28 protein-coding genes and 1 pseudogene are annotated in these 24,306 nt (G+C 66.4%); 14 read left to right on the forward strand and 15 right to left on the reverse strand.

What is annotated here, in order from left to right; genetic code table 11:
- Window positions 1-39: 39 nt before the first annotated feature.
- The 7 genes from SKC41_RS00370 to SKC41_RS00400 all read right to left on the reverse strand — a co-directional run bounded on the left by SKC41_RS00370 (window position 40) and on the right by SKC41_RS00400 (window position 5,745).
- Entirely contained in the window at window positions 40-489 is a 450-nt protein-coding gene (locus tag SKC41_RS00370; RefSeq protein WP_330975809.1) for a hypothetical protein, read from the reverse strand.
- 2 nt (window positions 490-491) lie between these two features.
- A complete protein-coding gene (locus SKC41_RS00375; RefSeq protein WP_330975810.1) occupies window positions 492-1,751 on the reverse strand; it encodes a DUF58 domain-containing protein in 1,260 nt (419 codons plus the stop codon).
- Window positions 1,752-1,758: 7 nt separating this feature from the next.
- Window positions 1,759-2,733 carry an AAA family ATPase gene (locus tag SKC41_RS00380; RefSeq protein ID WP_330978700.1) on the reverse strand — a complete coding sequence of 325 codons (975 nt, stop codon included), beginning with the start codon at window positions 2,731-2,733 and terminating at the stop codon, window positions 1,759-1,761.
- Between the two features lie 14 nt (window positions 2,734-2,747).
- Window positions 2,748-3,230, reverse strand: coding sequence for a hypothetical protein (locus SKC41_RS00385; protein ID WP_330975811.1), 483 nt, complete (start codon window positions 3,228-3,230; stop codon window positions 2,748-2,750).
- On the reverse strand, window positions 3,227-4,159 hold the full coding sequence (locus SKC41_RS00390) for a DUF4129 domain-containing protein (protein WP_330975812.1): 933 nt from the start codon (window positions 4,157-4,159) through the stop codon (window positions 3,227-3,229). Before SKC41_RS00390 ends, SKC41_RS00385 begins: the two co-directional genes overlap by 4 nt.
- A 117-nt stretch (window positions 4,160-4,276) precedes the next feature.
- Window positions 4,277-5,146, reverse strand: a complete 870-nt coding sequence (locus tag SKC41_RS00395) for an SDR family NAD(P)-dependent oxidoreductase (RefSeq protein ID WP_330975813.1) — start codon at window positions 5,144-5,146, stop codon at window positions 4,277-4,279.
- Entirely contained in the window at window positions 5,143-5,745 is a 603-nt protein-coding gene (locus tag SKC41_RS00400) for a TetR/AcrR family transcriptional regulator (protein WP_330975814.1), read from the reverse strand. Before SKC41_RS00400 ends, SKC41_RS00395 begins: the two co-directional genes overlap by 4 nt.
- Window positions 5,746-5,802: 57 nt before the next feature.
- On the opposite strand from SKC41_RS00400, the gene SKC41_RS00405 reads away from it, so the two are divergent.
- The 3 genes from SKC41_RS00405 to SKC41_RS00415 all read left to right on the forward strand — a co-directional run bounded on the left by SKC41_RS00405 (window position 5,803) and on the right by SKC41_RS00415 (window position 9,496).
- Complete coding sequence (locus SKC41_RS00405; RefSeq protein ID WP_330975815.1) at window positions 5,803-6,936, forward strand: phosphotransferase family protein; 1,134 nt, start codon at window positions 5,803-5,805, stop codon at window positions 6,934-6,936.
- Complete coding sequence (locus SKC41_RS00410; protein WP_330975816.1) at window positions 6,936-8,051, forward strand: hypothetical protein; 1,116 nt, start codon at window positions 6,936-6,938, stop codon at window positions 8,049-8,051. The genes SKC41_RS00405 and SKC41_RS00410 overlap by 1 nt, the downstream gene beginning before the upstream one ends.
- 98 nt (window positions 8,052-8,149) lie before the next feature.
- On the forward strand, window positions 8,150-9,496 hold the full coding sequence (locus tag SKC41_RS00415; RefSeq protein ID WP_330975817.1) for a flavin monoamine oxidase family protein: 1,347 nt from the start codon (window positions 8,150-8,152) through the stop codon (window positions 9,494-9,496).
- Here the strand turns inward: SKC41_RS00415 and SKC41_RS00420 are convergent.
- On the reverse strand, window positions 9,491-10,450 hold the full coding sequence (locus SKC41_RS00420) for an alpha/beta fold hydrolase (RefSeq protein ID WP_330975818.1): 960 nt from the start codon (window positions 10,448-10,450) through the stop codon (window positions 9,491-9,493). The two genes, SKC41_RS00415 and SKC41_RS00420, sit on opposite strands and share 6 nt — an antisense overlap.
- Window positions 10,451-10,726: 276 nt before the next feature.
- Between SKC41_RS00420 and SKC41_RS00425 the strand changes: the two genes are divergently transcribed.
- The gene (locus SKC41_RS00425; protein WP_330975819.1) at window positions 10,727-12,019 is read left to right on the forward strand and encodes a flavin monoamine oxidase family protein; all 1,293 of its coding nucleotides are present in this window, start codon (window positions 10,727-10,729) and stop codon (window positions 12,017-12,019) included.
- 78 nt (window positions 12,020-12,097) lie between these two features.
- On the opposite strand, the gene SKC41_RS00430 is transcribed toward SKC41_RS00425, so the two are convergent.
- Window positions 12,098-12,970: a helix-turn-helix transcriptional regulator gene (locus SKC41_RS00430; RefSeq protein WP_330975820.1), complete on the reverse strand. Its 873-nt coding sequence runs from the start codon at window positions 12,968-12,970 to the stop codon at window positions 12,098-12,100.
- Between the two features lie 304 nt (window positions 12,971-13,274).
- Between SKC41_RS00430 and SKC41_RS00435 the strand changes: the two genes are divergently transcribed.
- Together SKC41_RS00435 and SKC41_RS00440 are read left to right on the forward strand one after the other, a co-directional pair.
- Window positions 13,275-13,496, forward strand: coding sequence for a hypothetical protein (locus SKC41_RS00435; protein ID WP_330975821.1), 222 nt, complete (start codon window positions 13,275-13,277; stop codon window positions 13,494-13,496).
- 25 nt (window positions 13,497-13,521) lie between these two features.
- Window positions 13,522-13,881 (forward strand): hypothetical protein, encoded by a 360-nt coding sequence (locus tag SKC41_RS00440; protein ID WP_330975822.1) that lies wholly within the window; start codon window positions 13,522-13,524, stop codon window positions 13,879-13,881.
- A 41-nt stretch (window positions 13,882-13,922) separates the two neighbouring features.
- Here the strand turns inward: SKC41_RS00440 and SKC41_RS00445 are convergent, their stop codons facing one another.
- Entirely contained in the window at window positions 13,923-14,357 is a 435-nt protein-coding gene (locus tag SKC41_RS00445) for an SRPBCC family protein (protein WP_330975823.1), read from the reverse strand.
- A 365-nt stretch (window positions 14,358-14,722) separates the two neighbouring features.
- Between SKC41_RS00445 and SKC41_RS00450 the strand changes: the two genes are divergently transcribed.
- Complete coding sequence (locus SKC41_RS00450) at window positions 14,723-15,121, forward strand: heme-binding protein (protein ID WP_330975824.1); 399 nt, start codon at window positions 14,723-14,725, stop codon at window positions 15,119-15,121.
- A 243-nt stretch (window positions 15,122-15,364) separates the two neighbouring features.
- On the opposite strand, the gene SKC41_RS00455 is transcribed toward SKC41_RS00450, so the two are convergent.
- Window positions 15,365-16,120, reverse strand: a complete 756-nt coding sequence (locus SKC41_RS00455; RefSeq protein ID WP_330975825.1) for an STAS domain-containing protein — start codon at window positions 16,118-16,120, stop codon at window positions 15,365-15,367.
- Between the two features lie 170 nt (window positions 16,121-16,290).
- Between SKC41_RS00455 and SKC41_RS00460 the strand changes: the two genes are divergently transcribed.
- The gene (locus SKC41_RS00460) at window positions 16,291-16,548 is read left to right on the forward strand and encodes a DUF7218 family protein (protein WP_090608550.1); all 258 of its coding nucleotides are present in this window, start codon (window positions 16,291-16,293) and stop codon (window positions 16,546-16,548) included.
- Between the two features lie 14 nt (window positions 16,549-16,562).
- Here SKC41_RS00460 and SKC41_RS00465 read toward each other — a convergent pair.
- Window positions 16,563-16,949, reverse strand: a pseudogene (locus SKC41_RS00465) (hypothetical protein); the annotation flags it as partial.
- 155 nt (window positions 16,950-17,104) lie between these two features.
- Between SKC41_RS00465 and SKC41_RS00470 the strand changes: the two are divergent.
- Genes SKC41_RS00470 through SKC41_RS00490 form a run of 5 tightly spaced genes read left to right on the forward strand, consistent with a single transcriptional unit; the run spans window position 17,105 to window position 20,942 of the window.
- Complete coding sequence (locus SKC41_RS00470) at window positions 17,105-17,815, forward strand: glycosyltransferase (protein ID WP_330975826.1); 711 nt, start codon at window positions 17,105-17,107, stop codon at window positions 17,813-17,815.
- Entirely contained in the window at window positions 17,812-18,753 is a 942-nt protein-coding gene (locus SKC41_RS00475) for an acyl-CoA dehydrogenase family protein (protein ID WP_330975827.1), read from the forward strand. The genes SKC41_RS00470 and SKC41_RS00475 overlap by 4 nt, the downstream gene beginning before the upstream one ends.
- Window positions 18,754-18,760: 7 nt before the next feature.
- Entirely contained in the window at window positions 18,761-19,531 is a 771-nt protein-coding gene (locus SKC41_RS00480) for a PIG-L deacetylase family protein (RefSeq protein ID WP_330975828.1), read from the forward strand.
- A gap of 32 nt (window positions 19,532-19,563) precedes the next feature.
- Window positions 19,564-20,154, forward strand: coding sequence for an SAM-dependent methyltransferase (locus SKC41_RS00485; protein WP_330975829.1), 591 nt, complete (start codon window positions 19,564-19,566; stop codon window positions 20,152-20,154).
- Window positions 20,155-20,177: 23 nt separating this feature from the next.
- The gene (locus tag SKC41_RS00490) at window positions 20,178-20,942 is read left to right on the forward strand and encodes an endonuclease/exonuclease/phosphatase family protein (RefSeq protein ID WP_330975830.1); all 765 of its coding nucleotides are present in this window, start codon (window positions 20,178-20,180) and stop codon (window positions 20,940-20,942) included.
- A gap of 43 nt (window positions 20,943-20,985) precedes the next feature.
- Here SKC41_RS00490 and SKC41_RS00495 read toward each other — a convergent pair whose 3' ends face one another.
- Both SKC41_RS00495 and mbp1 read right to left on the reverse strand, forming a co-directional pair.
- A complete protein-coding gene (locus tag SKC41_RS00495; RefSeq protein ID WP_330975831.1) occupies window positions 20,986-21,285 on the reverse strand; it encodes a DUF3349 domain-containing protein in 300 nt (99 codons plus the stop codon).
- A 140-nt stretch (window positions 21,286-21,425) separates the two neighbouring features.
- Window positions 21,426-21,662 carry a microaggregate-binding protein 1 gene (gene mbp1, locus SKC41_RS00500; protein ID WP_330975832.1) on the reverse strand — a complete coding sequence of 79 codons (237 nt, stop codon included), beginning with the start codon at window positions 21,660-21,662 and terminating at the stop codon, window positions 21,426-21,428.
- Window positions 21,663-22,086: 424 nt separating this feature from the next.
- Between mbp1 and SKC41_RS00505 the strand changes: the two genes are divergently transcribed.
- Window positions 22,087-23,880 (forward strand): thiamine pyrophosphate-requiring protein, encoded by a 1,794-nt coding sequence (locus SKC41_RS00505; protein WP_330975833.1) that lies wholly within the window; start codon window positions 22,087-22,089, stop codon window positions 23,878-23,880.
- On the opposite strand, the gene SKC41_RS00510 is transcribed toward SKC41_RS00505, so the two are convergent.
- The gene (locus SKC41_RS00510; RefSeq protein WP_442931489.1) at window positions 23,825-24,280 is read right to left on the reverse strand and encodes a uracil-DNA glycosylase family protein; all 456 of its coding nucleotides are present in this window, start codon (window positions 24,278-24,280) and stop codon (window positions 23,825-23,827) included. The genes SKC41_RS00505 and SKC41_RS00510 overlap by 56 nt on opposite strands.
- Window positions 24,281-24,306 lie beyond the last annotated feature (26 nt).

The raw sequence follows: 24,306 nt of genomic DNA on the forward strand, positions 1-24,306 counted from the left end.
TCCCTCAACCCCGCGCGGCGTTGCAAGCCCAACGCGTGATCAGCTCAAGAACGGGCGGGTCGCCAGGACGTAGATCGCCAGCACCGCCAGCGGCGCCGCCAACGGTACCCACGGCAGCTGTAGCGGGAACGCCACCGCGGCCACGCCCACCAAGGTAAATCCCACGGCGCCAACGAGTGTCGGCCAGCTTGCCATCACGACCGCGTCCGGCATTGCGGCCGCGTATCGGGATACCAGGTAGGCGGCCGCGCACAACCCCGAAAGTCCCACGAAAATATAGGAGGGATCGGAGATAGCGATCACGGTCACGCAGAGCAGCACGGCGACCGTCGCTGCGGGCCGAAAGACGATCCCGAGTGCCACCGCTGCCAGCGCCACCATCCCGGCGCCCAGCGCGGGCCCGTGGGCGCCAACCACGGCCAGGCCGACCATCAGCAGCCCGAATGCGATCGCCAGCGCATTGACCCCCAAGCGCGCGGTAAATGACATGGCTACCCCCGCAGCCGTCCGCGCACTCGGTGGCGGCGATCCGGCATCACGCCCATCGACTGCTCCAGCGTGTGATCTTCCTGCCAGGACACGATGTCGACACCGATGGTCGCCATGTCGCGATACATGGCGGAGCGCTGCAATGCCCACAGCCGATCCACCAGCGGGTCCTGTTCGTCTTCGAACGGAGAAACATCAAGAGTGTCGACGGCGATCACGACATGACCGCGCTTGCGCAGATCAATAAGCGCTAGTGCGAATTCCGTGTCGAGCAGGGTGGAGAACGCGATGACGATGGCCCCGGCCGGGACGGCCGCACGCGGCGCCAGTGAGCCTGTGGTGCTTTCGAATCGATCGCCCGCACCCAGCACGGTATCGAGAATCCGATAGAACTGGCGCTGACCGATGTCGGCGCCGAGCCACCGCGGGCGATTGCCGCCCAGCGCGACGATTCCGGCGCGATCGCTGTAGCGCAGCGCGGTCTGCACCACCTGAGCGGCACCCCGCACCACTCGTTCGGTTGCATCGGTTGCCGGGCCCGCCGGCTGCCGATACCCGTCGATCAGCACCACCACGTCGGCGGCGCGGTCGGTCAATCGCTCCGTCACGTGCAGCTGGCCGCGACGCGCGCTCACCGGCCAATTCACCGCCCGCAGTTGGTCACCCGGAACGTAGGGACGGATATCGGCGTACTCGACGCCCGGACCGATATGCCCGGTCAGGTGAGCGCCGAGGCGGTCGAGCAACTCGGTTCGCGGGATGGGCGTCGACTGCGGCGGCGTCACGGGAAACACGATGACATCGGCGGCATCGACAGTTGTTGTGCCGGTGAGCAACCCACCGCGGGCGACCGCGTCGATCCGGGCGCAGATCGTGTAGCGGCCCCAGCGCTGCGCCACGGCGACAACCGTTTTCGCGTGCGAAGAATCCGAATCGGAAACCTCGAGCTGCAGGCCCTCGACGGCGGGAACCGTGAGCTCGATCGCCCAGGCATTGGGCGCCCCGGCTTCCTCGGTCGCCGTTAGCGTCACCCGCGCCTGCTCACCTTCGAAGCATCGCTGTGACTCCGGTTCCCCGTGCACATGGATCTTCGGGACCCGGTGTTGCCAGCTGATCGAGCACAGCACGCCGAGCAGGGGCGCCGCGAACGCGATGAGCTGCCAATGCGCGCCGATCACGGCGGCAACGAGGGCGACACCGGCGCAGGTCGCGATCGCCCGCGTCAATGGTGATGCGCGCCAGCGGAACTCGGCCTCGGTCACGGCAAGCTCACGCGGTGCCCTCGTTGGTGCGGGGTACCGGCAAGCGCCGCAACAGTTCTCCGACCACGTCGGCGCCCTGGATCTTGCGCACCCACATCTCCGGGCGCAGGGTGATCCGGTGCGCGACCGCCGCTATCGCGAGCGCCTTGACGTCCTCGGGGATCACGTAGTCACGGCCAAGCAACAGCGCCCGCGCCCGGGCGAGCTGAACCAGGTCGAGTTCGGCACGCGGGCTCGCGCCGACGGCGACCTGCGGATGGCGGCGCGTGGCGGTGGCCAGCGACACCACGTAATGCAGGACGTCCTCGTGCACCGTCACCTGCTCGACCGATTCGCGCATCGCCAGCAAGTCCTGCGCGTCGACCACCTGATTGACCGTCGGTTCGGCCGAGCCACGTTCCAGACGGCGGCGCAGCATCGAGGCCTCGTCGCGCTCGGAGAGGTAGCGCAGTTCCAACCGCATCGCGAATCGATCCAGCTGCGCCTCCGGCAGCGGGTAGGTGCCCTCGTATTCGATCGGGTTGTCGGTCGCCAGGACGATGAAAGGCATTGGCAGCTTGTGGGTCTCGCCGTCGATGCTGACCTGGCCTTCGGCCATCGCCTCGAGCAGTGCCGCCTGCGTCTTGGGCGGGGTGCGGTTGATCTCGTCGGCGAGCAACAGATTGGTGAAGATGGGTCCGGCCCGGAACGCGAAGTGGCCCGACTGCATGTCGTAGATCGTCGACCCGAGCAAGTCCGCGGGCAGCAGGTCCGGCGTGAACTGCACCCGGGTGAATCGCAGACCCAATGCGGCGGCAAAGGATCTCGCGATCAGTGTCTTGCCGAGTCCGGGCAGATCTTCGATGAGAACGTGGCCGCGCGCCAGGACGGCGGTGAGGATGAGGGTCAGCGCGGAACGCTTGCCCACCACCACGCGCTCGATTTCATCGAGCACCGCCTCGCAGTGTGCGGTGGTCGTACTGGCTGGCAAAGCGGTCGGCATCGCGGCGCCCCCTGTCATACCTGCTCCAACCGGCGGAGGATTTCTTCGAACGCAGCCCGGCCGGGGCCGGGCTGGTGGTCAGCGGAGCGCTCGATGTTGTTGGGATTGACCCATTCCCACAGTTCGGCGCCGAACAGCATCCGGCCGGTCGACTGAAAAGCCACCGGGTCCTTGGCCAGTCGTTGCCCGGTCGCGATTTCGTACCGGCGGGCGAGCATCGGACGCAGATGCCGGTCCCAGTCCGTACGGGTGGACTCGGACCAGCGAATCGTCGTCTCGGTGGTGGCGAGCCAGCGGCGCAACGAATCCCCGAGGTCGTCAGCGTCCACGTCGGCCGCGGGTTCGCTCCCGTGTCCGAGCAGCCGACGAACATTGAGCAACACCAGAGCCAGCGCGACACCCGACGCGACCAACACCAAGGGGCGATCGTGAACGATCAGCACCAGCAGCTCCGCCCCGACGATGAGGCAAACACCCAGAGCTATCAGCCTTTTCATACCGCGCTCCGGAGCTCCGCGAGAACCAGCCGCAGCACCTCAACCGCGACGTCGCGATGCCCCTCGTTCATCACATGCGGACTGAACCGCGCTTCCTCGAACAGGTTCACCAGCTGAACGGCGTTATCGATATGCAGAGCATGGAGTTCGACGGCGCGGGCCAACACCTCGGTCGGTGTGTCGAAGTCCTGAGGAGCGGCCCCGGGAACACTCGCGAGCTCGTGTTCCATTGCGGCGTAGCAGGCGATGATCGCCTCCCGCGGTTCGCGCCCCCGGTCGGCCATCTCGGCCAATCCCAGTTCGGCGGCTCGCACCAGAGAATCCGAAGGCCCCGTCGGCGGTACATATTCGGCGCTGTCATCGGCGGCGGTGTGCAGCGTCGCGGCGCGGAATCGTCGTCGCGACATGATGAATGTCGCGACGACGAGGAGCAGCATCATCGCAACCGTGGCGGCCAACAGAATTCCCAGCATGTTGCCATGGTCGCTCTCCGGGTGCCGGGGCTGCGGTGTAGGCGCGCCGGCGTGCGGCGCCGCGCTGGTGTCCGGTGCGTGCTGCGCGGCAGGTGCACCGTGCGGCAGCGATAACCGGGACAACAGCATCGCAATCAGCAACCACGCGACGATCACCGCGAGTCCGATCAGCAGCACGCGCCAGCTCGGTCGCCCTGCGCCGGTACCGAGCATCCCGGAGAGGTCGCCCGTCTTCGGTGCCACCGCGCGTGGGTCCCGAAGCCGCGCGATGACGGCGACCGCGAGCAGCGCGAGTGCCGCACTGAGCAGGACGACGACGAATACCAGCGCCGCCCGGCCGCTGCCTTCCGCGCGCGCCGCGTGATCGCGAGCCGGAAGGTATCCGCGCAGGGCGGCGGCAACCACGATCAACAGCACGATGAGCGCAACGACGCGCCCTGTCGGCTTATCGGGCATTTGGCACACCACTCGCCGGTTTTCCTATGCCGTTGCGGCACAGGCTTGATTCATACTTGCACGTCGCGCGGCGGTGTGGCCAGGGATAACCGCCAGCCCGCAAGCGTCCCCACTCGCCTAGGCAGGATCAAACGACCGGAAGCTGCCGTCGAGAACCTCATGGTGGCCAATGGTCCGACCGGTGACGGCGGCGGGGTCCACGAGAGCCAATTGTGCTGCCGCCCGGGCGAATTCGTCTTCAGTGGCCGTGTCGTTGAAGTTGGTGGCGTAGTAGGACAGGCCGGGCGTCATGATCGGCTTCGACGGTGCCAGCGCGTTGACGGCGATGTTGTGGTCGGCCAGGTCGAACGCCGCGCACTGGGTGAGATGCTCGAGCGCCGCCTTGGAACCGCCGTAACCAGGCAGGACACCGCCGCTGCGGTCCGGATAGGGTCCGTCGCCGGGCAGCCGCGAGGCCACCGAGGTGATGTTGATGATCGAGCCGCCCCCGGCCTCGATCATGTCCGGGGACACCAGCTGCATCAACTCATAGGCCGCAAACACCGCGATGTCGAAGTGGCGGCGAAATGCGGACAACGGCGTGCTGACGAACCCCGGCCAGCCGGGCTTGGCGGCGCCGGCCGGTTTGGCGGCCTTCGCCCGCGGCTGTCCACCGGGCACCGGCGGCCGTCCCGGTGCGGTGAAGGCCGCATTGTTGATCAGAACAGTGATGGGGCCCAACGCATCTCGCGCCTCACTCACCAGCCGGGCGACGTCGTCTCGGTCGGTCAGATCGGCGCGGACCGCCACCGCGTGCCCACCCGCCGCTTCGATGGCGGCGACGGTCTCGCCGATGGTTCCCGGCAGCCGGTCATCCCACACCTGCTCGGTACGCCCGGCCACCGCGACCGCCGCGCCCTCGGCAGCAAGCGCCAGCGCGATCGCCCGCCCCAAACCACGGCTGCCACCGGTGACGATCGCGGCACGCCCGGCAAGTCGCTGCGTCATCTCGTCACCCCGTGCACGACGATCGCGGTGGTCTGATCCACCCACGCTTCGTCCAGCTTCTCGTCCGGGCGCAACAGCATCCGCAGCATCGTCGCTCCCCCAATCAACTCGATCAAGCGATCCGGATCGACATCGGGATGCGCTTCACCTCGGTCGACGGCCTCGCGCAGCCTCACCTGGACCGCGGCGAACAGGTCGTTGAAGCGTGACATCACCCGCGCGTTGAGGTCCGGATCGGCCGACATGTCCGCGACCAGCCCGGGCAGCGCGGCGCGCACCACCGGGGTGGTGAACACATCCCGCGCCGCTGCGATCATCATCCGCAGGTCGGCGGTGAAGTCACCGGCCGGCGTCTCCAGCGCGCTGGGCGCGGTCGGAAACGCCGTTTCGTGCACCAACTCCGCCTTGCTCGACCACCGGCGATACAACGCGGACTTCGTGGTGCCCGCCCGCTCGGCGACGGCGGCCAGGGTCAAGTTCGAATAGCCGATTTCCACAAGCAGTTCCGCCGTCGCCGCAAGGATGGCAGAGTCAATACGCGGGTCCCTGGGCCGCCCGGCACCTGGGGCCTTGTCAAGGTCGGACGGGTCTGCTTTCATAACGCTACCTACCGTATCGTAATTGCCGCGAAAGGTCTCAAAGAATGGAGGCACCCCGTGGCCAATGAACCTGTGCTCGACAACGTCGACCGACTTCAGCGCTCCAGCCGCGACGTCACGACGCTACCTGCAGTGATGTCGAAATGGCTGTCTACGGTGCTGCCCGACGGCGCGAACCCCGAGGTCACGGTCGAAAGTGGCATCGACTCGACCGGGATGTCGTCGGAAACCATCATCCTGACCGCCCGCTGGCACGACGGCGGGCAGCCGACCGAGCAGAAGCTGGTGACGCGGGTCGCGCCCTGCGCCGAGGACGTGCAAGTCTTCCCCTCCTACCGGCTTGATCACCAATTCGAAGTGATCCGCAAGGTCGGCGAACTCACCGAGGTCCCGGTCCCGCCGGTACGCTGGCTCGAACCCACCGGCGAGGTCCTGGGCACACCGTTCTTCGTGATGGATTACGTCGCCGGTGAAGTGCCGCCCGACGTGATGCCCTACACGTTCGGCAACAACTGGTTCGCCGACGCACCCGTTGAGCGGCAACGCGAACTTCAGGACGCCACCGTCGGCGTACTCGCGAAGCTGCACTCAATCCCCAATGCCGAGAACACGTTTGGATTCCTGTCCGAGGGCAAGGGCGATACCGCGCTGCGCCGGCATTTCAACTGGGTACGGGACTGGTACGACTTCGCGGTGCCCGACATCGGCCGATCGCCGCTGCTGGAGCGCACCTTCACCTGGCTGGAAGACAACTGGCCGGCGGACGTGGACGCGCGCGAACCCGTGCTGCTGTGGGGTGACGCCCGGGTGGGCAACGTGTTGTACCGCGACTTCCAACCGGTAGCGGTGCTGGACTGGGAGATGGTGACGCTGGGTCCGCGTGAACTCGATGTCGCGTGGATGATCTACGCGCACATGGTGTTTCAGGAACTCACCGGACTTGCCGGGTTGCCGGGACTGCCCGATGTGATGCGCGAGGAGGACGTCCGCTCCACCTACCAGCGCCTGGCGGGCGTCGAAGTGAGCGAACTGCACTGGTTCTACGTGTATTCCGGCGTGATGTGGGCTTGTGTCTTCATGCGCACCGGTGCGCGGCGAGTGCACTTCGGCGAAACCGAAAAGCCGGACGACGTCGAGTCGTTGTTCTACCACGCCGGATTGATGAAACGTCTTATCGGAGAGGACCAGTAATGCTCGGACCGCTCGACGAGTACCCGGTACACCAGATTCCCCAGCCGATCGCTTGGCCCGGCTCCTCGGACCGCAACTTCTACGACCGGTCCTATTTCAACGCCCACGACCGCACCGGCGACATCTTCTTGATCAGCGGTATCGGTTACTACCCCAACCTCGGCGTCAAGGATGCCTTCGTGCTCGTCCGGCGTGGGGATACCCAGACCGCGGTGCATGTTTCGGACGCCATCGACTCCGACCGGCTCAACCAGCACGTCAACGGCTACCGGGTCGAGGTGATCGAACCGCTGCACAAATTGCGGATCGTCCTCGACGAAACCGAAGGCATCGCAGCCGATCTCACCTGGAAGGGCCTGTTCGACGTCGTCCAGGAACAGCCGCACATCCTGCGGTCCGGCAACCGGGTCACCCTGGACGCGCAGCGCTTCGCCCAGCTGGGCAGCTGGAGCGGCCACGTCATGATCGACGGCGAGGAGATCGTCGTCGACCCCAACACTTGGCTGGGGAGCCGCGACCGGTCGTGGGGCATCCGCCCGATCGGCGAGGCTGAGCCGGCCGGCCGACCGGCCGACCCGCCGTTCGAGGGCATGTGGTGGCTATACGTACCAATGGCTTTCGACGACTTCGCGATCGTGCTGATCATCCAGGAGGAACCCGACGGGTTCCGCTCGCTCAACGACTGCACCCGGATCTGGCGCGACGGCCGAGTCGAGCAGCTGGGCTGGCCGCGGGTCAAGATCCACTACACGTCCGGCACCCGCATTCCGACCGGCGCCAGCATCGACGCGACCACCCCGGACGGCTCCCCGGTCCACTTCGACGTCGAGTCCAAGTTGCCGGTGCCCATTCACGTCGGCGGCGGCTACGGCGGCGATTCGGACTGGATACACGGCACCTGGAAGGGCGAGAAGTACGCCGAACGCCTGACCTACAACATGACCGATCCGGCGATCATCGGGCGCGCCGGCTTCGGGGTGATCGACCACGTCGGTCGCGCGGTCTGCATCGAGGGCGATAAGCCGCCGGTCGAGGGCTGGGGTCTCTACGAGCACGGCGCCCTGGGCCGCCACGACCCGTCCGGGTTCGCCGACTGGTTAACGGTTGCGCCGTAGCCCTTTTCGTGCCGCGCGCGCCAGGGCATCCCGTTGCCATCGCCGTGATGCGAACGTCCTCTACCGCGGGCGTGTCACCATGCGGTTGACTAGGGGGTGTGACGATGCCGTCGTGGACTGTCGATGTTGTCGTGGTCGGCGCGGGCTTCGCCGGCCTCGCCGCGGCGCGAGAGCTGACGCGACAGGGCCACGACGTGGTGGTGTTCGAGGGTCGCGACCGCGTCGGCGGGCGGTCGTTCACCGGTAGCGTCGCGGGATTGCCGGCGGATATGGGCGGCGCGTTCGTCGGGCCCACCCAGGACGCCGTGCTGGCGCTGGCGGCCGAGCTGCAGATCCCGACCACGCCTACCTATCACGACGGGAAGAACGTCATCCACTGGCGCGGCTGGACACGCTCCTACCACGGCACCATCCCCAAGCTTTCGCTGACTGGGTTGCTCGACATCGCCCGGCTGCGTTGGCAATTCGAAAGAATCGCGCGCAGCATTCCGGTGGACGCACCCTGGCGGGCCCAACGCGCCCGCCAACTCGATGAGGTGTCGTTCGGACAGTGGCTGCATTCGATGCGCGCCACCGCCTCGTCGCGCGACCTGATGGCCATCATGGCCCGGGTGAGCTGGGGATGCGAACTCGAAGACGTGTCAATGCTGCACGCCGCGCGCTACATCCGGGCCGCGGGCGGTCTGGACCGGATGCTCGACACCGAGGACGGCGCCCAGCAGGACCATTTCCCGGGGGGCACCCAGCAAATCGCCCGGGCAGCGGCCGACGAACTGGGCGCGCGGGTGGTGCTGAATGCCCCGGTGCACCGCATCGAACGGCACGGTTCCGGCGTGACAGTCACCTCGGACGCTGGTACCGCCGACGCCGGGTTCGTCATAGTCGCGATCCCGCCCGCTCATCGCGGGGACATCGAGTTCGCTCCCCCGCTACCCGCCCAGTACCAGCAGCTGGCCGAGCAATGGCCGCAGGGCCGGCTCAGCAAGGCCTTCGCGGCATATTCGACACCGTTCTGGCGAGCCAAGGGATTCTCGGGACAGGCGCTCTCCGACAAGGGACCGGTGTTCATCACCTTCGACGTCAGCCCGCAGGCGGACGGGCCGGGCATCCTGCTGGGCTTTGTCGACGCCCGGGCGTTCGATTCACTGCCCACCGACCAACGCCGCCGCGACACCTTGCGCTGCTTCGCATCGCTGTTCGGCGAGGAGGCACTCAAGCCACTCGACTATGTGGATTATCGTTGGGGCACCGACGATTTCGCTCCGGGTGGCCCGACCGCGGCGGTGCCGCCGGGCTCGTGGACGCGGTTCGGGCCCTGGCTACGCGAACCGGTCGGACCGATTCACTGGGCGGGCACCGAGACCGCCGACGAGTGGACCGGGTTTTTCGACGGTGCGGTCCGGTCCGGTCTGCGAGCGGCCGCCGAGATCACCGCCCTGCTATGAGCTGATCTGCGCGACCGGCAGGGTGCTGGATTCGGCCAGTAACCGCAGCTCGCCGGTGACCTTGCGGTGGTGCTCCAACATCGAGCAGTGACCGCCGGGCAGCTCGACCAGGCCGACCACGTTGGGCGCGGTGCGTGCGATCTCGCGGGACGCGGCGATCGGCGTCAGCCGGTCGTCTTCGCTGCCGATGACCAGGGTCGGCACCGTCAACCCGGTCAGGTCGAGGTACCGCGACCCCAGCGATTCGACGAGCATCCTCGTGCAACCGCCGCGCCCGGCGGGGGATGTCTGCGCGAACAAGTCGTGGATGAGTGTGGCGTGACTCGGGTCGGCGTCCTTACCGACGGCGAGCATCGCGATCAGGCTGCGAGTGGCCAGCAGCGCCGGACTCGGAATCGGGACCCCACCGAACACGTTGATCAAGCCGCGCGCGGCGAGCGAGCGCGCCGGCGACAGCTGCCCCGGCACCGAGAACAGCTTGACCTGGCGCACCAGGTCCCCGGTGGTCGTGTTGATCAACGCCACGGCATCGGCGCGCCGCGCGACCTTGTGGCGGTAGCGGGCCGACCACGCGGCGATCGTGATCCCGCCCATCGAGTGCCCGGCGATGACGGCGCGCTCATGCGGCGCCAGCGTCGCATCCAACACGCAATCCAGGTCGGACGCAAGGTGTTTGAGGCCGTATCCGCCGCGGCGCGGAACCCCGCTTCGGCCGTGGCCGCGGTGGTCGAACGCGATCACCCGGTATTCGGTGGCCAAATCGGCGATCTGGTAGGCCCACGCCCGGATCGCGCAGATGATGCCGTGCGTCAGCACGATCGGGTAGCCGTCCGGCGGCCCGAAGACCTCCGCGTGCAGCGTGGTGCCGTCGACCGCGCGGACGGTCAGCGTGCGGCTCGGCGGCAATTCCTCGGGCAGCGGGTCAATCACACGTGTCGTTCGCCGAGCACTCATCGCCAGCTCCCCCCGTCGAACACGGCCCCGTCGCCGCACTCTGGATGCAGCGATCCTATAACGGCACGGGCGTCCAACTATGCAATTTCGGCCAAACCCGCGCGCCCGAATCGCAGCACACAATTTCTCACTAACCAGCAAACTGCGGCACGGCGCCGGTTGCGGTGTGAGAGGCTGACTGTCATGTCCCCGATGTCCCGTCGGGCGGCGCTCACAGCAACGATGAGCGCGGTCACTGGCGGGCTGCTGGCTGCCTGTGCATCGGGTGAACGTTCGATGTCATCACCACCCCCGCCGCCCGAAATCAAACCGGACACCGGGTCGGTCCTGATCGTGGGTGCCGGCATGGCCGGCTTGGCTGCCGCGCGCCGCCTCGCCGACGCGGGATGGCCGGTGCGCCTGATCGAAGCCCGCGACCGCATCGGCGGTCGTGTCTATACCGCCCGCGACTGGGGTGTGCCGATCGAGATGGGCGCGTCCTGGATCCACGGCACCGCCAGCGATCCGATGATGGAACTGGCTGACAAGGCGCACGCCGAGGTCATCCCGACCGACTACTACGGCTGGGCGAAGCTCGCGGTGGATCGCCGGCTGCCGGCAACGGATTACGACGCCGACTCTTGGCGCCAGTTCGTCGAACGGGCCTGCGACCGGGTCACCGGCGGGAGCCTCGGCGCCGCCGTCGACTCCGCGGCCAAGCGCGCGGAGCTTTCGAGCTCGGATCGCACTCAGCTGGCATTCTTTGTCGCCACCGAGATCGAGGACGAATACGCGGCCAGCGCAGACCAGCTCTCCGCCACCACATTTGACACCGGCGACTACGCCGACGGCGACCAGGCCGTCATCACGAACGGCTACGACGCCCTGCCCAAGCTGCTGGCCGACGGACTTCCGATCGTCCTGCGCACGCCGGTCACCGCGGTCACTCGACGCGACAACTCCGTCATCGTGCACGCCGGAAATCAATCCTTCGAAGGCCCCGCCGCGATCGTCACCGTTCCCCTCGGAGTGCTCAAAGCCGGTGCGATCGCCTTCGACCCCCCGCTCCCCGACGGACATGCTCGCGCCGTGAACGCCCTGGGATTCGGCGTGCTGTCCAAGAGCTTCTTTCGGTTCAACCGGCGAACCTGGAAGACGGACAACGCCTTTTACCTCTTCATGGGCACCGACCCGGGCGCGTGGGCGCAGTGGTTCACCTTGTCCAACAGCGCCGGGCCGATCGTGGTGGCCTTCAATGCCGGCGAACGCGGCCGGGCGGTGGAGGCGTCGTCGGCAGCCGATGTGACGGCCCGGGCGCTGCCGATCGCTCGCCAGCTGTTCGGCGACGACGTCGCGCCGGTGCAAGTCCGGACCTCGAATTGGAGCACCGACCCGTATGCGCGGGGCAGCTACTCATTCCACGCGCCCGGTTCCGGGCTCGACGACCGCCGCCGCCTGGGGGAACCGATCAGCGACCGGCTTTACCTGGCGGGTGAGGCTGTCGACACCAAAAACCCGTCCACCGTCATCGGGGCCGTGGTCAGCGGGCGCTATGCCGCCGATGAATTGATGCGCCGGCTTAAGAGCTAGCGCGAAAATCCAAGGCGTACAGTAGGTTTCCAGTCCGGAGAGATTGCGTTGACTCGGCCGCGTATTCGGCGATCGTGGCTAGGTGGACGCCGCATTGGAATCGTGGTCGGTCGCCGTCCAGCTGGCGAGCAGTCGCAACGCCTCGTCCGAGTGCGAGCCCGGTTCGGCGGTATAGCCGATCAACGACAGCCCACCGACGCCGGCGATGTCGAACACGTTGTAGGTCAGCGCCAGGACACCGACCTCGGAATGCCGGAATCGCTTGAGGCCGTGGCGATGTCCCTTGACGTTGTGCGCCGCCCAACTGGTGCGGAATGGCGCGCTGCGCAATCCGAGCTCACCGACCAGGTCGGTGACGGCCGGCGAATCGGGAGCGCGCGCCGCTTCGGCCCGCAGCAGGGAAACGACGTCGTCGGCTTCGCGGTCCCACTCGGGAAAGAACTGATCGGCCGCGGAATCGAGAAACATGAATCGAGCCAGGTTCGGTGTCGCCTTGGCGCGGGCGAAGACGGGTGCGTACAGCGCGCGCCCGAGCGTGTTGGCGGCGACGAGATCGAGGTGGCCGTTGATCACGATCGCCGGCGCGGCGACCATGCTGTCCAGCAATGCCTGCACGCCCTGGGGGATGGTCCGGCCCGCGGGGCGTACCCATCGGGCCCGACCGCCCTTGCTGGTGACGGCGCGAACCAGATCGAACAGGTGAGTTTCCTCTGCCTCACCGAGTTGCAGGGCCCCGGCAACGGCATGCAACACGTCCTCGGAGACACCGGCCACATTTCCCCGCTCTACCTGCGTGTAGTAGTCGATGCTCACGCCGGCCAGCCGAGCGACCTCCTCACGCCGTAGCCCGGGCACGCGGCGCCGCCGACCCGGCGGCAGGCCAACCGCTGCGGGGGTGATCCTCGCCCGTCGGGACATCAAGAAGTCCCTGATGTCCTTGGCAACGTCCATCTCCCCCGGATACCCCGCCAGCGGGCAAACATCCCTCCGACAATGACCGACCAGCGGTTTCCGTCGAAGGACGCGCCCATCACGACGCTGGCCGAGCGCAGCGCCCGCGCGCAACTCGCGGTCATCGAAGAGGCGACCGCGCGTTGCGACGGCAATGCGCTGGACCGGCTCAACACGCTGCTGCAGGCCGGTTTTGACGTCAAGATGCAGACCGGCACACCCGAACAGTTGGCGGCCATGGTCTCGCTGCTACGGCCCGAAAACGCGCATTTTCCACACCTTCGACGCCGAGGGTGTCGCCGACATGATTCAAGGCCTGGCCGCGCGCCTCAACACCAACGTTATCCAAATCGTCGACGCCACCGATGAACCCAGCAGGCAGCACGCCATCGATGTTTTGACCACCAGATTCAAGCTGCACGGGGTGGCGGTCGACCGGGTTCTCGGACTACCCGACGGCAGCATCGCCGTGCTCAACCGCACACAGGTCGCGACAATGGTGGCGGCTTTGCCGCGCGATTACTGAGCCAGGGATTGGGCATAGCTGATACATGACGGCTAACCATCCCCCGCAGCAGAAACAGCGTTCGACGGCCGACACCATCGCCACAATCACCATGTTCGTGGTCGCCGCGATCGCGGGAGCACTGGCCATCACGTTTTCTTTCTTTTTCGTGATGGCGACCGATTCGTGCACAGGCAACCGGTGCGACACTTCGGCGCTCGATTGGGCCTACGCGGTGACGTGGGGCGGCGTCGGCGTCGCGGCCGTCATCGCCGTCGGAGGCGTCATCGTCGCGGCGGCGCGAAAGCGGACGATGTGGGTGTGGCCAACCACCGCGCTCATCGTGATCATCGCCGCGGGCGTGATCGGCTCGCTGCTGGCCAACTCGGTCGCCCCGCATCAGTGATACACGCCCAATAGCCTTGCGCTACCAAGCAACTCGACACGTCACTGCTCGAGAGCCTTCGCGCATGCGTTCAGGATCGCGAGGAAACTCCCGCGCAGCAGCCGACGGCTGAGGGCCTCCAGCACTTTTCCTCCGGCCGCGGCCGGATGGGTGTAGTTGGTAAGCCAGTCGACGTGCGTCCCGTCGCCCGCGGCGGTGAACGTCAGGGTGCCGCCGTCGTGCTTGAACGGTGGGATCGACTTGACGATCAGGTAGGTGTAGCTGTGCGGCCGGTCATAGGCCGTGAGCTCCTCGCGGAAATAGGTACCGACGCCGATCACCTCGCGCAGCGCTCCGGCCGCCGGGCCCGATGTGCCTTTGGCCCAAAATCCCTTGAGAGCCAACGGTGCAGCGGCCAAATTGGCGGGGTCGGCCAGCCAGTCGAAGACCTGCTCCAGCGGTGCGGCGATCGTGCGTTCCAAATGAATCTCAACCATCAGAACTCCCGCCTGGCAGGTACGGCATTGACCGTACGCCATGCTAACCGCCGGTCGCACCGGAACTGCAGCGCGCAAGGCTGGCAACGGCAGATATCTTTGCGGTGATACACGACACCCGGATCTACGCCTTAGAGAAATCATAAGGAGATTTTGCTGGTACCCGCTTGAGTTGGTCACGATTTGGTCACGACGTGCGGGTACCAACTGCCAGGGCGTGACCAAGCCGGGGCCTTTCGTCGATCCAGCCGTTAGCTGCACGCGGGATACACATGTTGCCCGCGTTAGTCTCAGCTACTTTGGAATTCGGGGAATCGGGAGTCCCCGCGAATCAATTCGGACCGATTCGAAGGACAACACTGATCATGAATTTCAGCAGTATCGTCGCGCGCCGACGAGTCGCCGGCGTCAGCGCCGGCTGCCTGCTCGGGGGAATGGCCCTGGGCCTGGTCGCCGCGCCGTCAGCCACCGCCGCACCCGACTGCAGCCCCGCGGGTGTCAACGCCACGGTTTCCTCGGTACAGGGCGCGGCAGAGCAATATCTCGCCGCGCACCCCGGTGCCAACCAGGTTGTCAGCGCCGCCTACGGACAGCCACGGGCGGAGGCCGCCTCCAGCCTGCGCGGCTACTTCACCGCGCACCCTCAGGAGTATTACGACCTGCGCGGCATCCTGGCGCCGATCGGCGACACCGAGCGCCAGTGCAACGTGTCGGCGCTGCCGGGCAACCTGGAATCGGCCTACCACGAGTTCATGGCCGGCTGATTCCGCGCATAACGACCCGCCACACTGCCGTGGCGGGTCGTTTGCATTTGCGGTCGAACCGGTATGAACCGCACCGCGGGTGGGCAATTCCCAGTCAGCCACCGGGGCAGGAGATCACCGAGAAGGCGACTCGTATGCTGATTCGTCGGGTAGCCAAGGGCAGCAACATGTCTCATATACCAGCCCTCGCCAAGACGGCCTGACCGACGCGGATGAGGTCCCCACGAGCTGAAGACCGCGACGCTAGAGTTGGTTTTCGCGACCGATCAGTGCCCAGACCGTCTTCCCGGACGACCTCGGTGTGCTGCCCCACGCGCGACACAGTGCGGAAACGATCGACAGGCCCGACAAGGTTTCGCCGCCGCTTTCATTCTCGAGTCGGCAAGCCGGCACGTGGCTGTCATCCTCCACCGCTACGACGACCGTGTCGTGCTGGCTTTCGACGATCAGTACCGGCGCATTGTCGGTGTGTTTGAGGACGTTTCCGACGAGGATCGTGGCAATCGTGCCCGCGACCGGAATCAGACGGCTCTGGGCCCAAGCGGTAAGCCACTGCCCGATCAGGGCGCGGGCGAGGCCCAGACTGACCGCCCTTGCCGGAAGCTGGGTTCGGACGCGGCGGCGATCATCCGAGGGCCGCATGACGGCGGCGCCCAGCGCCGACTCGCGGTCCCAATACACCGGGACGTATCGGGCAATACCGTTGTCGGTGATGGATTGCCGATACGCAGTGTGCTGACACACCAGCAGGATCGGCACGTCCGGCCACGTCATGACATGCCAGCGAGCGCTGGTAAACACCGACCAGGCGGATTCCGAGGGCACCAACAGACCGTTGACATCAACGAGCACCGCGCGCGGCCGATCCAGCGCAGCTTCGATGACCGCGTCACGAAGCGTGCGGTAGGTGGCGCTGTTCAGCAGGCCGGTTACCTTCAGGACCGCGGCATCCTGCCGACGTTCCACGTCCACACCGACGGATGGGCTGGCCTGAGTCATCATCTCCGACTACCCCTCCCCAGGGTGGGTAACCGCGCGGTGGATGGATATGTCTGCGATTGACGCTTGCTGCACCGGTCAATCAATGGAATTTCGCGGGGTCCGGTTTCACCCCGGTCAGGCTGGGAATTCTCGCAACGACGTCCGTCGATTACAGGAGGGTCAGCACCGTGCCGAACCCGTCGATCAAGAACGAGAAGATGTACCGTGACCTGCGAAAGCAGGGCAACTCAGAGGAAAAGGCGGCGCGGATCTCCAACGCCGCCGCAGCCCGGGGTAAATCCGCGGTCGGCCGCAAGGGCGGCAAGTCCGGCTCGTACACCGACTGGACGGTGCCAGAGCTCAAGAAGCGCGCCAAAGAGCTTGGTATGTCTGGCTATTCGGGCCTGACCAAGGATAAATTGGTCGCCAAGCTGCGCAACCACTGAGTGGCCAACGGCGTTCAGCCGGTGAGCCCGAGCCGGTCGGCGAGTACCACGAAGGCCACCGCGTAATCGTTGTCGGCGGTCTGTGACTTGATGTTGCTCCAGTCGAGCCGTTCCCGGATTGCGCGCACGGGCGGCAGCAGCTTTGCGAAATCGCAATGATGCTCGTCGAGGGCGCGCAACTTCTGGATCAACACCATGGTGGGCGGCAACACCGGCATCCCGATTGCCAGCACGTCACGCTGCTCGGCAAAGTCCAGGGTGGCCGGCGCGACCGGCTCGCCGTTCAGGTGGTGCAGCACGTCCACGAACGCCTCGCCGATGCGGGCCTTGAAGAGCCAATCCTCCGGCGGGTTTTCTATCGTGAATCCGGCGTCGCGCAGGGTGCCGGTCGCGGCAGCCACCACGCAATGCCTCGCGCAGTTGCGCCGAGCCGCCGTGCGATTGTGTTGGTGCTTGCGTGGATGCCATGTGACTAGGTCATACCCGGCCTACGACGTGGGCAACCCGTTGTCATCTGTTTAAACACTGACGAATTGGGCAACCGTTGGGTATGTCGGTGCCATCGCTCCGCGTCTACGACCGAGTCGTCGTGGTGGTCCCCGCTCACAACGAAAAGGCCCACCTCCCGGCGTGTTTGCGTGCGGTGCTGACCAGTGCGTTGTGCGTACCGGTTCCGGTCTCGACGGTCGTGGTTCTGGACGCCAGCAACGACGACAGCGCGCTGCTGGCCGGACAGTACGGGCCCGATGTGCACTTCGTGAGCGTCGAGGCCCACAACGTGGGCGCCGCGCGGGCAGCCGGTTTCGGCTATGGCCGCTCGATGTGCCGCGACGACGAGGAGTGCTGGTATGCCACCACCGACGCGGACAGCCGAGTCGACCCGGGGTGGCTGATCCATCAGCTCGAGCTCGGCGCCGACATGGCTCTTGGCGTGGTGCGTATTACCGACTGGCGCCAGCATTCGCCCGACGTCGCGCGGCGCCATGCGCAGGCCTACGAGTCTGATCAGAACGGCCAGCACGACCACGTTCACGGCGCCAACATGGGTTTCAGTGCCCGCGCGTACTGGCGGGTCGGCGGCTTTCGCGCGCTGTCCTCCGGAGAGGACGTCGACCTGGTCGAGCGATTCGAGGCTGCCGGCTATCGCATCCACCGCGATACCGATTTGTCGGTGATCACCTCGGCACGGACCCAGGCCCGAGCCCCGCGCGGATTCGCCTACGACTTAAGACAATTGGGGAGAACGGCGGCGGGTGATCACGGGTGACGGCAGGGTTGATCAAGCACTGGCTCGAGACCGGACGACTCGAGCTGCCGCTGCCCGCGTCGGGACGCACGCTGGAACGCTGGCAACGTCTGGCCCTGCTGGCCGAAGAAGACGTCGTGGCGGCCCGCATTGTCGAGGCCCACGTCGATGCCGTTGCGATCCTCGACGAATTAGGCGGCAAGCCACCCGAACTCGGTCAGTTGTGGGGGGTGTGGGCGGCCGAGTCGCCGGATGCGGTGGTGACGGCCACTGACGTGAGGGGGGCGTTCACCCTCAACGGCACCAAGGTGTGGTGCTCGGGCGCCGGGTTCTGCACCCATGCCCTGGTGACCGCCCGGTTGGACGACGGCCAGCGAGGCCTCTTCGCGGTCGCGGTCGTCGACCCCGCGGTCAAGGCGTTGCCGTCCACGTGGTGGAACGCCGGGATGGCCGGAAGTGACACCCGGCCGGTGCAGTTCACCAATGCCCAAGCCGTCGCGATCGGCGATCCCGGTGACTATCTCAGCCGGCCCGGATTCTGGCACGGCGCCATCGGCGTTGCCGCGTGCTGGCTCGGCGGTGCGCGCAGGGTTGCCGAGCCGCTATATCGCTGTGCTGCAAGCGAATCAGCGGACGCATATTCATTGGCACACCTGGGCGCGGTCGACGCCGCGGTCGCGGCCGGCGAGGCGATGCTGAGCACCGCGGCAGCCCAGGTCGATGCCGACCCGTTCGACCGCTCGTGCAGCGCCGAACTGCTCGCGCGCCGGGTTCGGGCGGTCGTCGAACACGCCGCCGACGAGGCGATCACCCGCACGGGCCGCGCGTTGGGACCCGGTCCCCTGTGTCAGGACGGCCGCCATGCTCAGCGGGTGGCCGACTTGAGTATCTACATACGGCAAAGCCACGCCGAGCGGGATCTGGCCGCGCTCGGGGGGCTTGCGGGCCAGCGGCGCTGAGGGCGACGTGAAAACACTATCGACTAGTAACTGCGCCAGGTTTGCGGCCAAGCCGCTGACCCACAGCGGGACACCGGCGCCGGTATGGCTGGCCGCCCTCAACGACGAGCCCCTGCCGCCGCTGGATCTCACCGACTGCCCGGGCCTCGTCGTCGTCGCACCCCACCCCGACGACGAGACACTCGGCCTGGGGGCCACGATCGCCCAGCTGGTCGCATCGGGTGTCGACGTCCTGGTCGTGTCCGTCAGTGACGGCGGTGCGGCCCACCCCGGGGCGACGCCACTGGACCGGACGCGCATGGGGGCCACACGGCAGCATGAATTACGCAGAGCAACAGGCATTTTGGGAGTCCCCACGCCGGTGTCGCTGGGTTTGCCGGACGGCCAGCTGACCGACTACGAGGACAAGCTCACCGATTTACTCGTCGAGATCCTCGACGGTGCCGGCGTGCGCCCCTGGTGTGCCGCCACCTGGAGAGGTGACGGACATCCCGATCACGAGGCGGTCGGACGCGCTGCCGCCACGGCCTGTGCACGCACCGACGCCGTGCTGCTGGAGTACCCCATCTGGATGTGGCACTGGGCCACTCCCCGCGATCCCGCGGTGCCGTGGGATCGTGCCCATTCATTACCCGCGCCCGACTGGGCAGCTCTGCGCAAACGCCTTGCTGCGCAATGCTTTCGCAGCCAATTCGCGTCGAGCACCGGCTCACCGCCGGCGCTGCCGACGTACGTACTGCCGCGACTGATGGCAGTGGGAGAGGTGACGTTCCGCTGAGCGCACGCCTACCCGACGCCTATTTCGACCAGATGTATGCCGACGGCGACGATCCCTGGCAGTTGTCGACGCGATGGTACGAGCAGCGCAAATACGAGATCACGCTGGCCATGCTGCCCAATCGCCACTATCGGCATGCCTTCGAGCCCGGCTGTTCGATCGGCATCCTGACCGCGCGGCTGGCACAGCGCTGTGATCGCGTGACCGCGGTGGATGTGGCCGACGCGGCGGTGCGTGGCACCGATATGCGGCTGCGGCAAGCCGGGTGTCGGGATCGGGTGACGCTGAGCCGGTCTTCGATCGATGTTTCGTGGCCGTCCGGCCCCTTCGATCTTTTGGTGCTCAGCGAAATCGCCTACTACCTCGAGGCGGAGACACTCGCCGCGGTGTTGGCCCGGGGATGCAATCGGCTACAAGCCGGCGCGAATGTTGTTGCCGCACACTGGCGCCACCCTGTGGCCGACTATCCGCTCACCGGTGATGCCGCTCACGCCATCATCGCGCGAACACCGGGCCTGACGTCGCTGGGCCGCTACCAGGACCGTGACGTCGTCATCGAGGTCTTCGACACCGGCGACGGCCGCTCGGTGGCGGCGCGCGAAAAGGTCCCCGGAGCCCGCTAGCGGGAATCGAAAGCCGAAACCTAATGCGCGTAGCAACATTCAACATCCTGCACGGCCGCACCGTGGGCGACGGGGTGGACCCGCAGCGGCTACTGGACTGTGTGCGCCGCCTGGATCCCGACATACTGGCGTTGCAGGAAGTCGACTGTGATCAAGAGCGGTCCTCGCGCGCCGACCTCACCGCGTTGGCAGCCGAAGCGATGGGAGCGGTGGAACACCGATTCGTGGCCGCGATTGCCGGCACTCCGGGCGCGACATGGATGGCCGCCACCGGCGATGAGCAACCCGGGACCACTGCCTACGGAATCGCGCTACTGTCCCGATTCCCAGCGGCCAGTTGGCAAGTCGTGCGACTGCCCCGGATTCCCATGCGGTTTCCGATGTACTTGCCCGGACCTAACCGGGTGATGGTCGTCGACGAAGAACCCAGAGCGGCGGTCATTGCCCGGCTGGACACACCATTGGGGCCGCTGACGGTGGCCAACACGCATCTGTCCTTCGTGCCCGGCTGGAATCGGCGCCAATTGCGCCGCCTGATCTACGATTTGCGCGGATTTCCCGGTCCGCGGCTTTTGACCGGTGACCTCAACATGACGCCACCCGCAGTGCATCGCTGGTCGGGCATGCGCGCGCTCGCTAGGGGCGACACGTTTCCCGCGGAGGCCCCGGACCGCCAGCTCGACCACATTCTGACCGATGAGCGCAACCTGCGCGCTGGCACGACCGAGACCGAGCGCATGCCGATCTCCGATCATCGGCCGCTGGTGGTCGACCTCGACCACGCGTGACCGGCCGTAGTGCTGGTGCACAGCAGTTCTCGAACCGAACCAGTTACCTATCGCGACCCGCTGCGCCCGGCCCGCCAATCGCCGTGAGGCGTCGCCGGACGCGCTTGATGTCGCCCAGCGAAGGCATCTCGTGGATGCTCCGGGTGATCTGCACGCCGATGTCCGCGTTGTCGACCGGACGTCCGCGCACCGCCAGTTCGCTCGCGATCTCGGTGACTTCGTCGTCGGATACGCGACGCGGCAACAGCGCCAGCAGCGGCAGATAGCCGAATACCCCCGCGCGGCTGGGATAGCCGGCTCGCAAAAACGCGACAATGCGCGACACGCGGCCGACGGGGTCCATGACCTGCTACCTCACTGTCCCACTACGGGGCGGGACGCCCGCAGTCCCTGCAGGAATAACCGGTCGTCGGGCTTTGAAACCTTGAGGCAGCAGAAGGGGCCGGCACAACTGCGGGCCGGCCCCCATCCACACCTAGAAAATTACTGGTGCGACTTCTGGCGCTCTTCAGCGGCTTTCGCACCGCCGCGCGCAGCGTCGGCTTCGGCTTCCTTCTTCGCGGCGTCGCGCTGAGCATCGGCCTTATCCTGCTGGGCCTTGCCCTCTTCGACGACGTCGTCACGGCCGATCAGCGATCCGCCGACCTCTTTGACCTTCCCCTTGACACCCTCGACGGCTCCCTTGATGCCTTCTTCGGCGCCACTGTTCTGCTCACCCATGCTCGATCCTCCCTCTGGTTGTTGAACTTGCGCCCGTCTGACCGCGATCGGATTGATCAACTCTGAGCTGCGACCGACGCAGACAAATCGCCTGCCACGTCGATCAATTCGTTCGCTTGTAATGGCTTCCCTCGATGCGGCCGCCTAAACGGGTATACGCAATCCCACGCAATCCCGCCTGGTCAACGGCTCACATATTTCAACTGCGCATAACCAGAACTGCTGCGGGTACCACGACGGTCACGACTACGGCGCCCACGGCATCTTTGACGACCGGTCGAGGGGTCGTAGCCGTCGGCTGCTGCTTCTCACCAACACGGCGTTCTCGGCGGCGCCACGGCCGTCGCGCTCACGGCGACGGACGGAGTTGGCGTGCGGCAGGTGCAGTGATGGTGCCGAACTGTTGCCTCTAGGAAGGAAACGAATGTCCAAGCAAGAGGTGAGTGACTACCTGCTGGAGCGACTGCGCGCCTGGGGCGTTCAACATGTTTTCGGCTATCCCGGCGACGGCATCAACGGGATCCTTGCCGCGTGGGGGCGCGCCGACAACGAACCCAAGTTCGTTCAGTCGCGTCACGAGGAGATGAGTGCCTTCGAGGCGGTCGGCTATGCCAAGTTCACCGGACGGGTCGGGGTCTGCATGGGCACCTCCGGGCCCGGCGCGATCCACCTGCTCAATGGTCTCTACGACGCCAAGCTCGACCACGTTCCGGTGGTGGCGATCGTCGGACAAACCAACCGAAGCGCCATGGGCGGGTCATACCAGCAAGAGGTCGATCTGCTGAGCCTGTTCAAAGACGTCGCCAGTGACTACGTCCAAATGGTCACCGTCCCAGAACAATTGCCCAATGTGCTGGACCGCGCCATCCGGGTGGCGATAGCGCAGCGCACCCCGACCGCACTGATCATTCCGGCCGATGTGCAAGAGCTGCCGTATTCGGCGCCCACCCACGCCTTCAAAATGGTGCCGTCCAGCCTTGGTGTCGAGTGGCCGGCCATCGTTGCCGACGACGCCGCGATCGCGCGTGCCGCCGAGATACTCAACGCGGGCAAGAAAGTTGCCATGTTGGTGGGTACCGGCGCGCGGGGGGCGCGCGCTGAGGTCACCGAGGTCGCCGAGCTGCTCGGCGCCGGCGCAGCCAAGGCACTCCTGGGCAAAGACGTACTCTCCGACGAATTGCCCTGGGTCACAGGATCTATCGGCCTGCTCGGGACACGGCCCAGCTACGAGATGATGCGCGACTGCGACACCCTGCTGACCGTGGGGTCCAGCTTTCCCTACACCCAGTTCCTGCCGGAGTTCGGGCAATGCCGGGCGGTCCAGATCGACGTCGACGGCCGGTTAATAGGAATGCGCTACCCCTATGAGATCAATGTGGTCGCCGACGCGAAGTCCGCACTGCAGGCCCTGATTCCCCAGCTGAAGCGCAAGGAAGACCGGTCCTGGCGCGAAACCATCGAAAAGAACGTGTCGCGATGGTGGGAAACGATGGACAAGGAGGCGCACGTCAGCGCCCACCCGATCAACCCGCTACGGCTATTCTCCGAGCTTTCCCCTCAGCTGCCGGACGACGCGATCGTGACGGCGGATTCCGGATCGGCCGCCAACTGGTACGCACGAAATCTGAAGTTCCGCGGAAATATTCGCGGTTCACTCTCCGGAAACCTGGCGACGATGGGTCCCAGCGTCCCCTATGCGATCGGCGCGAAATTCGCACACCCGCAGCGGCCTGTGATCGCATTCGCCGGCGACGGCGCAATGCAGATGAACGGCATGGCCGAGCTGATCACGATCAAGCGGTACTGGCAGGAGTGGGAGGATCCGCGTCTGGTCGTGGCGATCCTGCACAACAACGACCTCAACCAGGTCACCTGGGAAATGCGGGCGATGGCCGGAGCCCCGAAATTTGTGGAATCCCAGGTACTTCCCGATGTCGACTTCGCCGCGTTCGCGTCCGGGCTGGGACTCAACGCATTGACGATCAAGGATCCCGAAGACCTCGCGAACGCCTGGCGTGAGGCTCTGTCGGCCGACCGTCCCACCGTGCTCGACGTGTACACCGACCCGGACATGCCGCCGATCCCGCCGCACGCCACGTGGGAACAGTTCAAGGCGACCACCGCCGCAGTGCTGGCCGGCGACGAGGACCGCATCGGGTTCGTCAAGGAGGGCCTGAAAGCCAAGGTCCAGGAGTTGTTGCCGCACAAGAAAAGTTGACTTTCGGGGCCACGCTGATCAGGCGGCGCCAGGTGGCTATGTTGAATGCATCGACCTCTTCGCCCGCGTGAACAACCACCGCCGAATTGCCACGTTGGGCGATTGCCCGCAATCTCGACGCTCCCAGAAGGGCCTGCGCGGCAGTCGCGCCCAGAATGGCCTGCGCGGCAGTCGCGCCGAGGCACACGATCACCTGCGGCCGCAGCGCCTCGATCTCGGCGAGCAGCCGGGGCTCACCGCCCAGCATGATCGGCGTCTTGGCTTTACCGCGGCCGAAGACGGTCTGGGTGGCGTTCTCGAAAAGTGAACACCCTTCGCATCTTTCGGCCGCGGCTGCCAACGAACGAAGCGAACGCCTCTGGGGCAAGTATCGCTCGGCACTCGCCTTTGCTGCGATCATGATGGTCTCCAGCGGCGAGAAAACGT

This window comes from Mycobacterium sp. 050128 (assembly GCF_036409155.1).
Lineage (GTDB): Bacteria > Actinomycetota > Actinomycetes > Mycobacteriales > Mycobacteriaceae > Mycobacterium.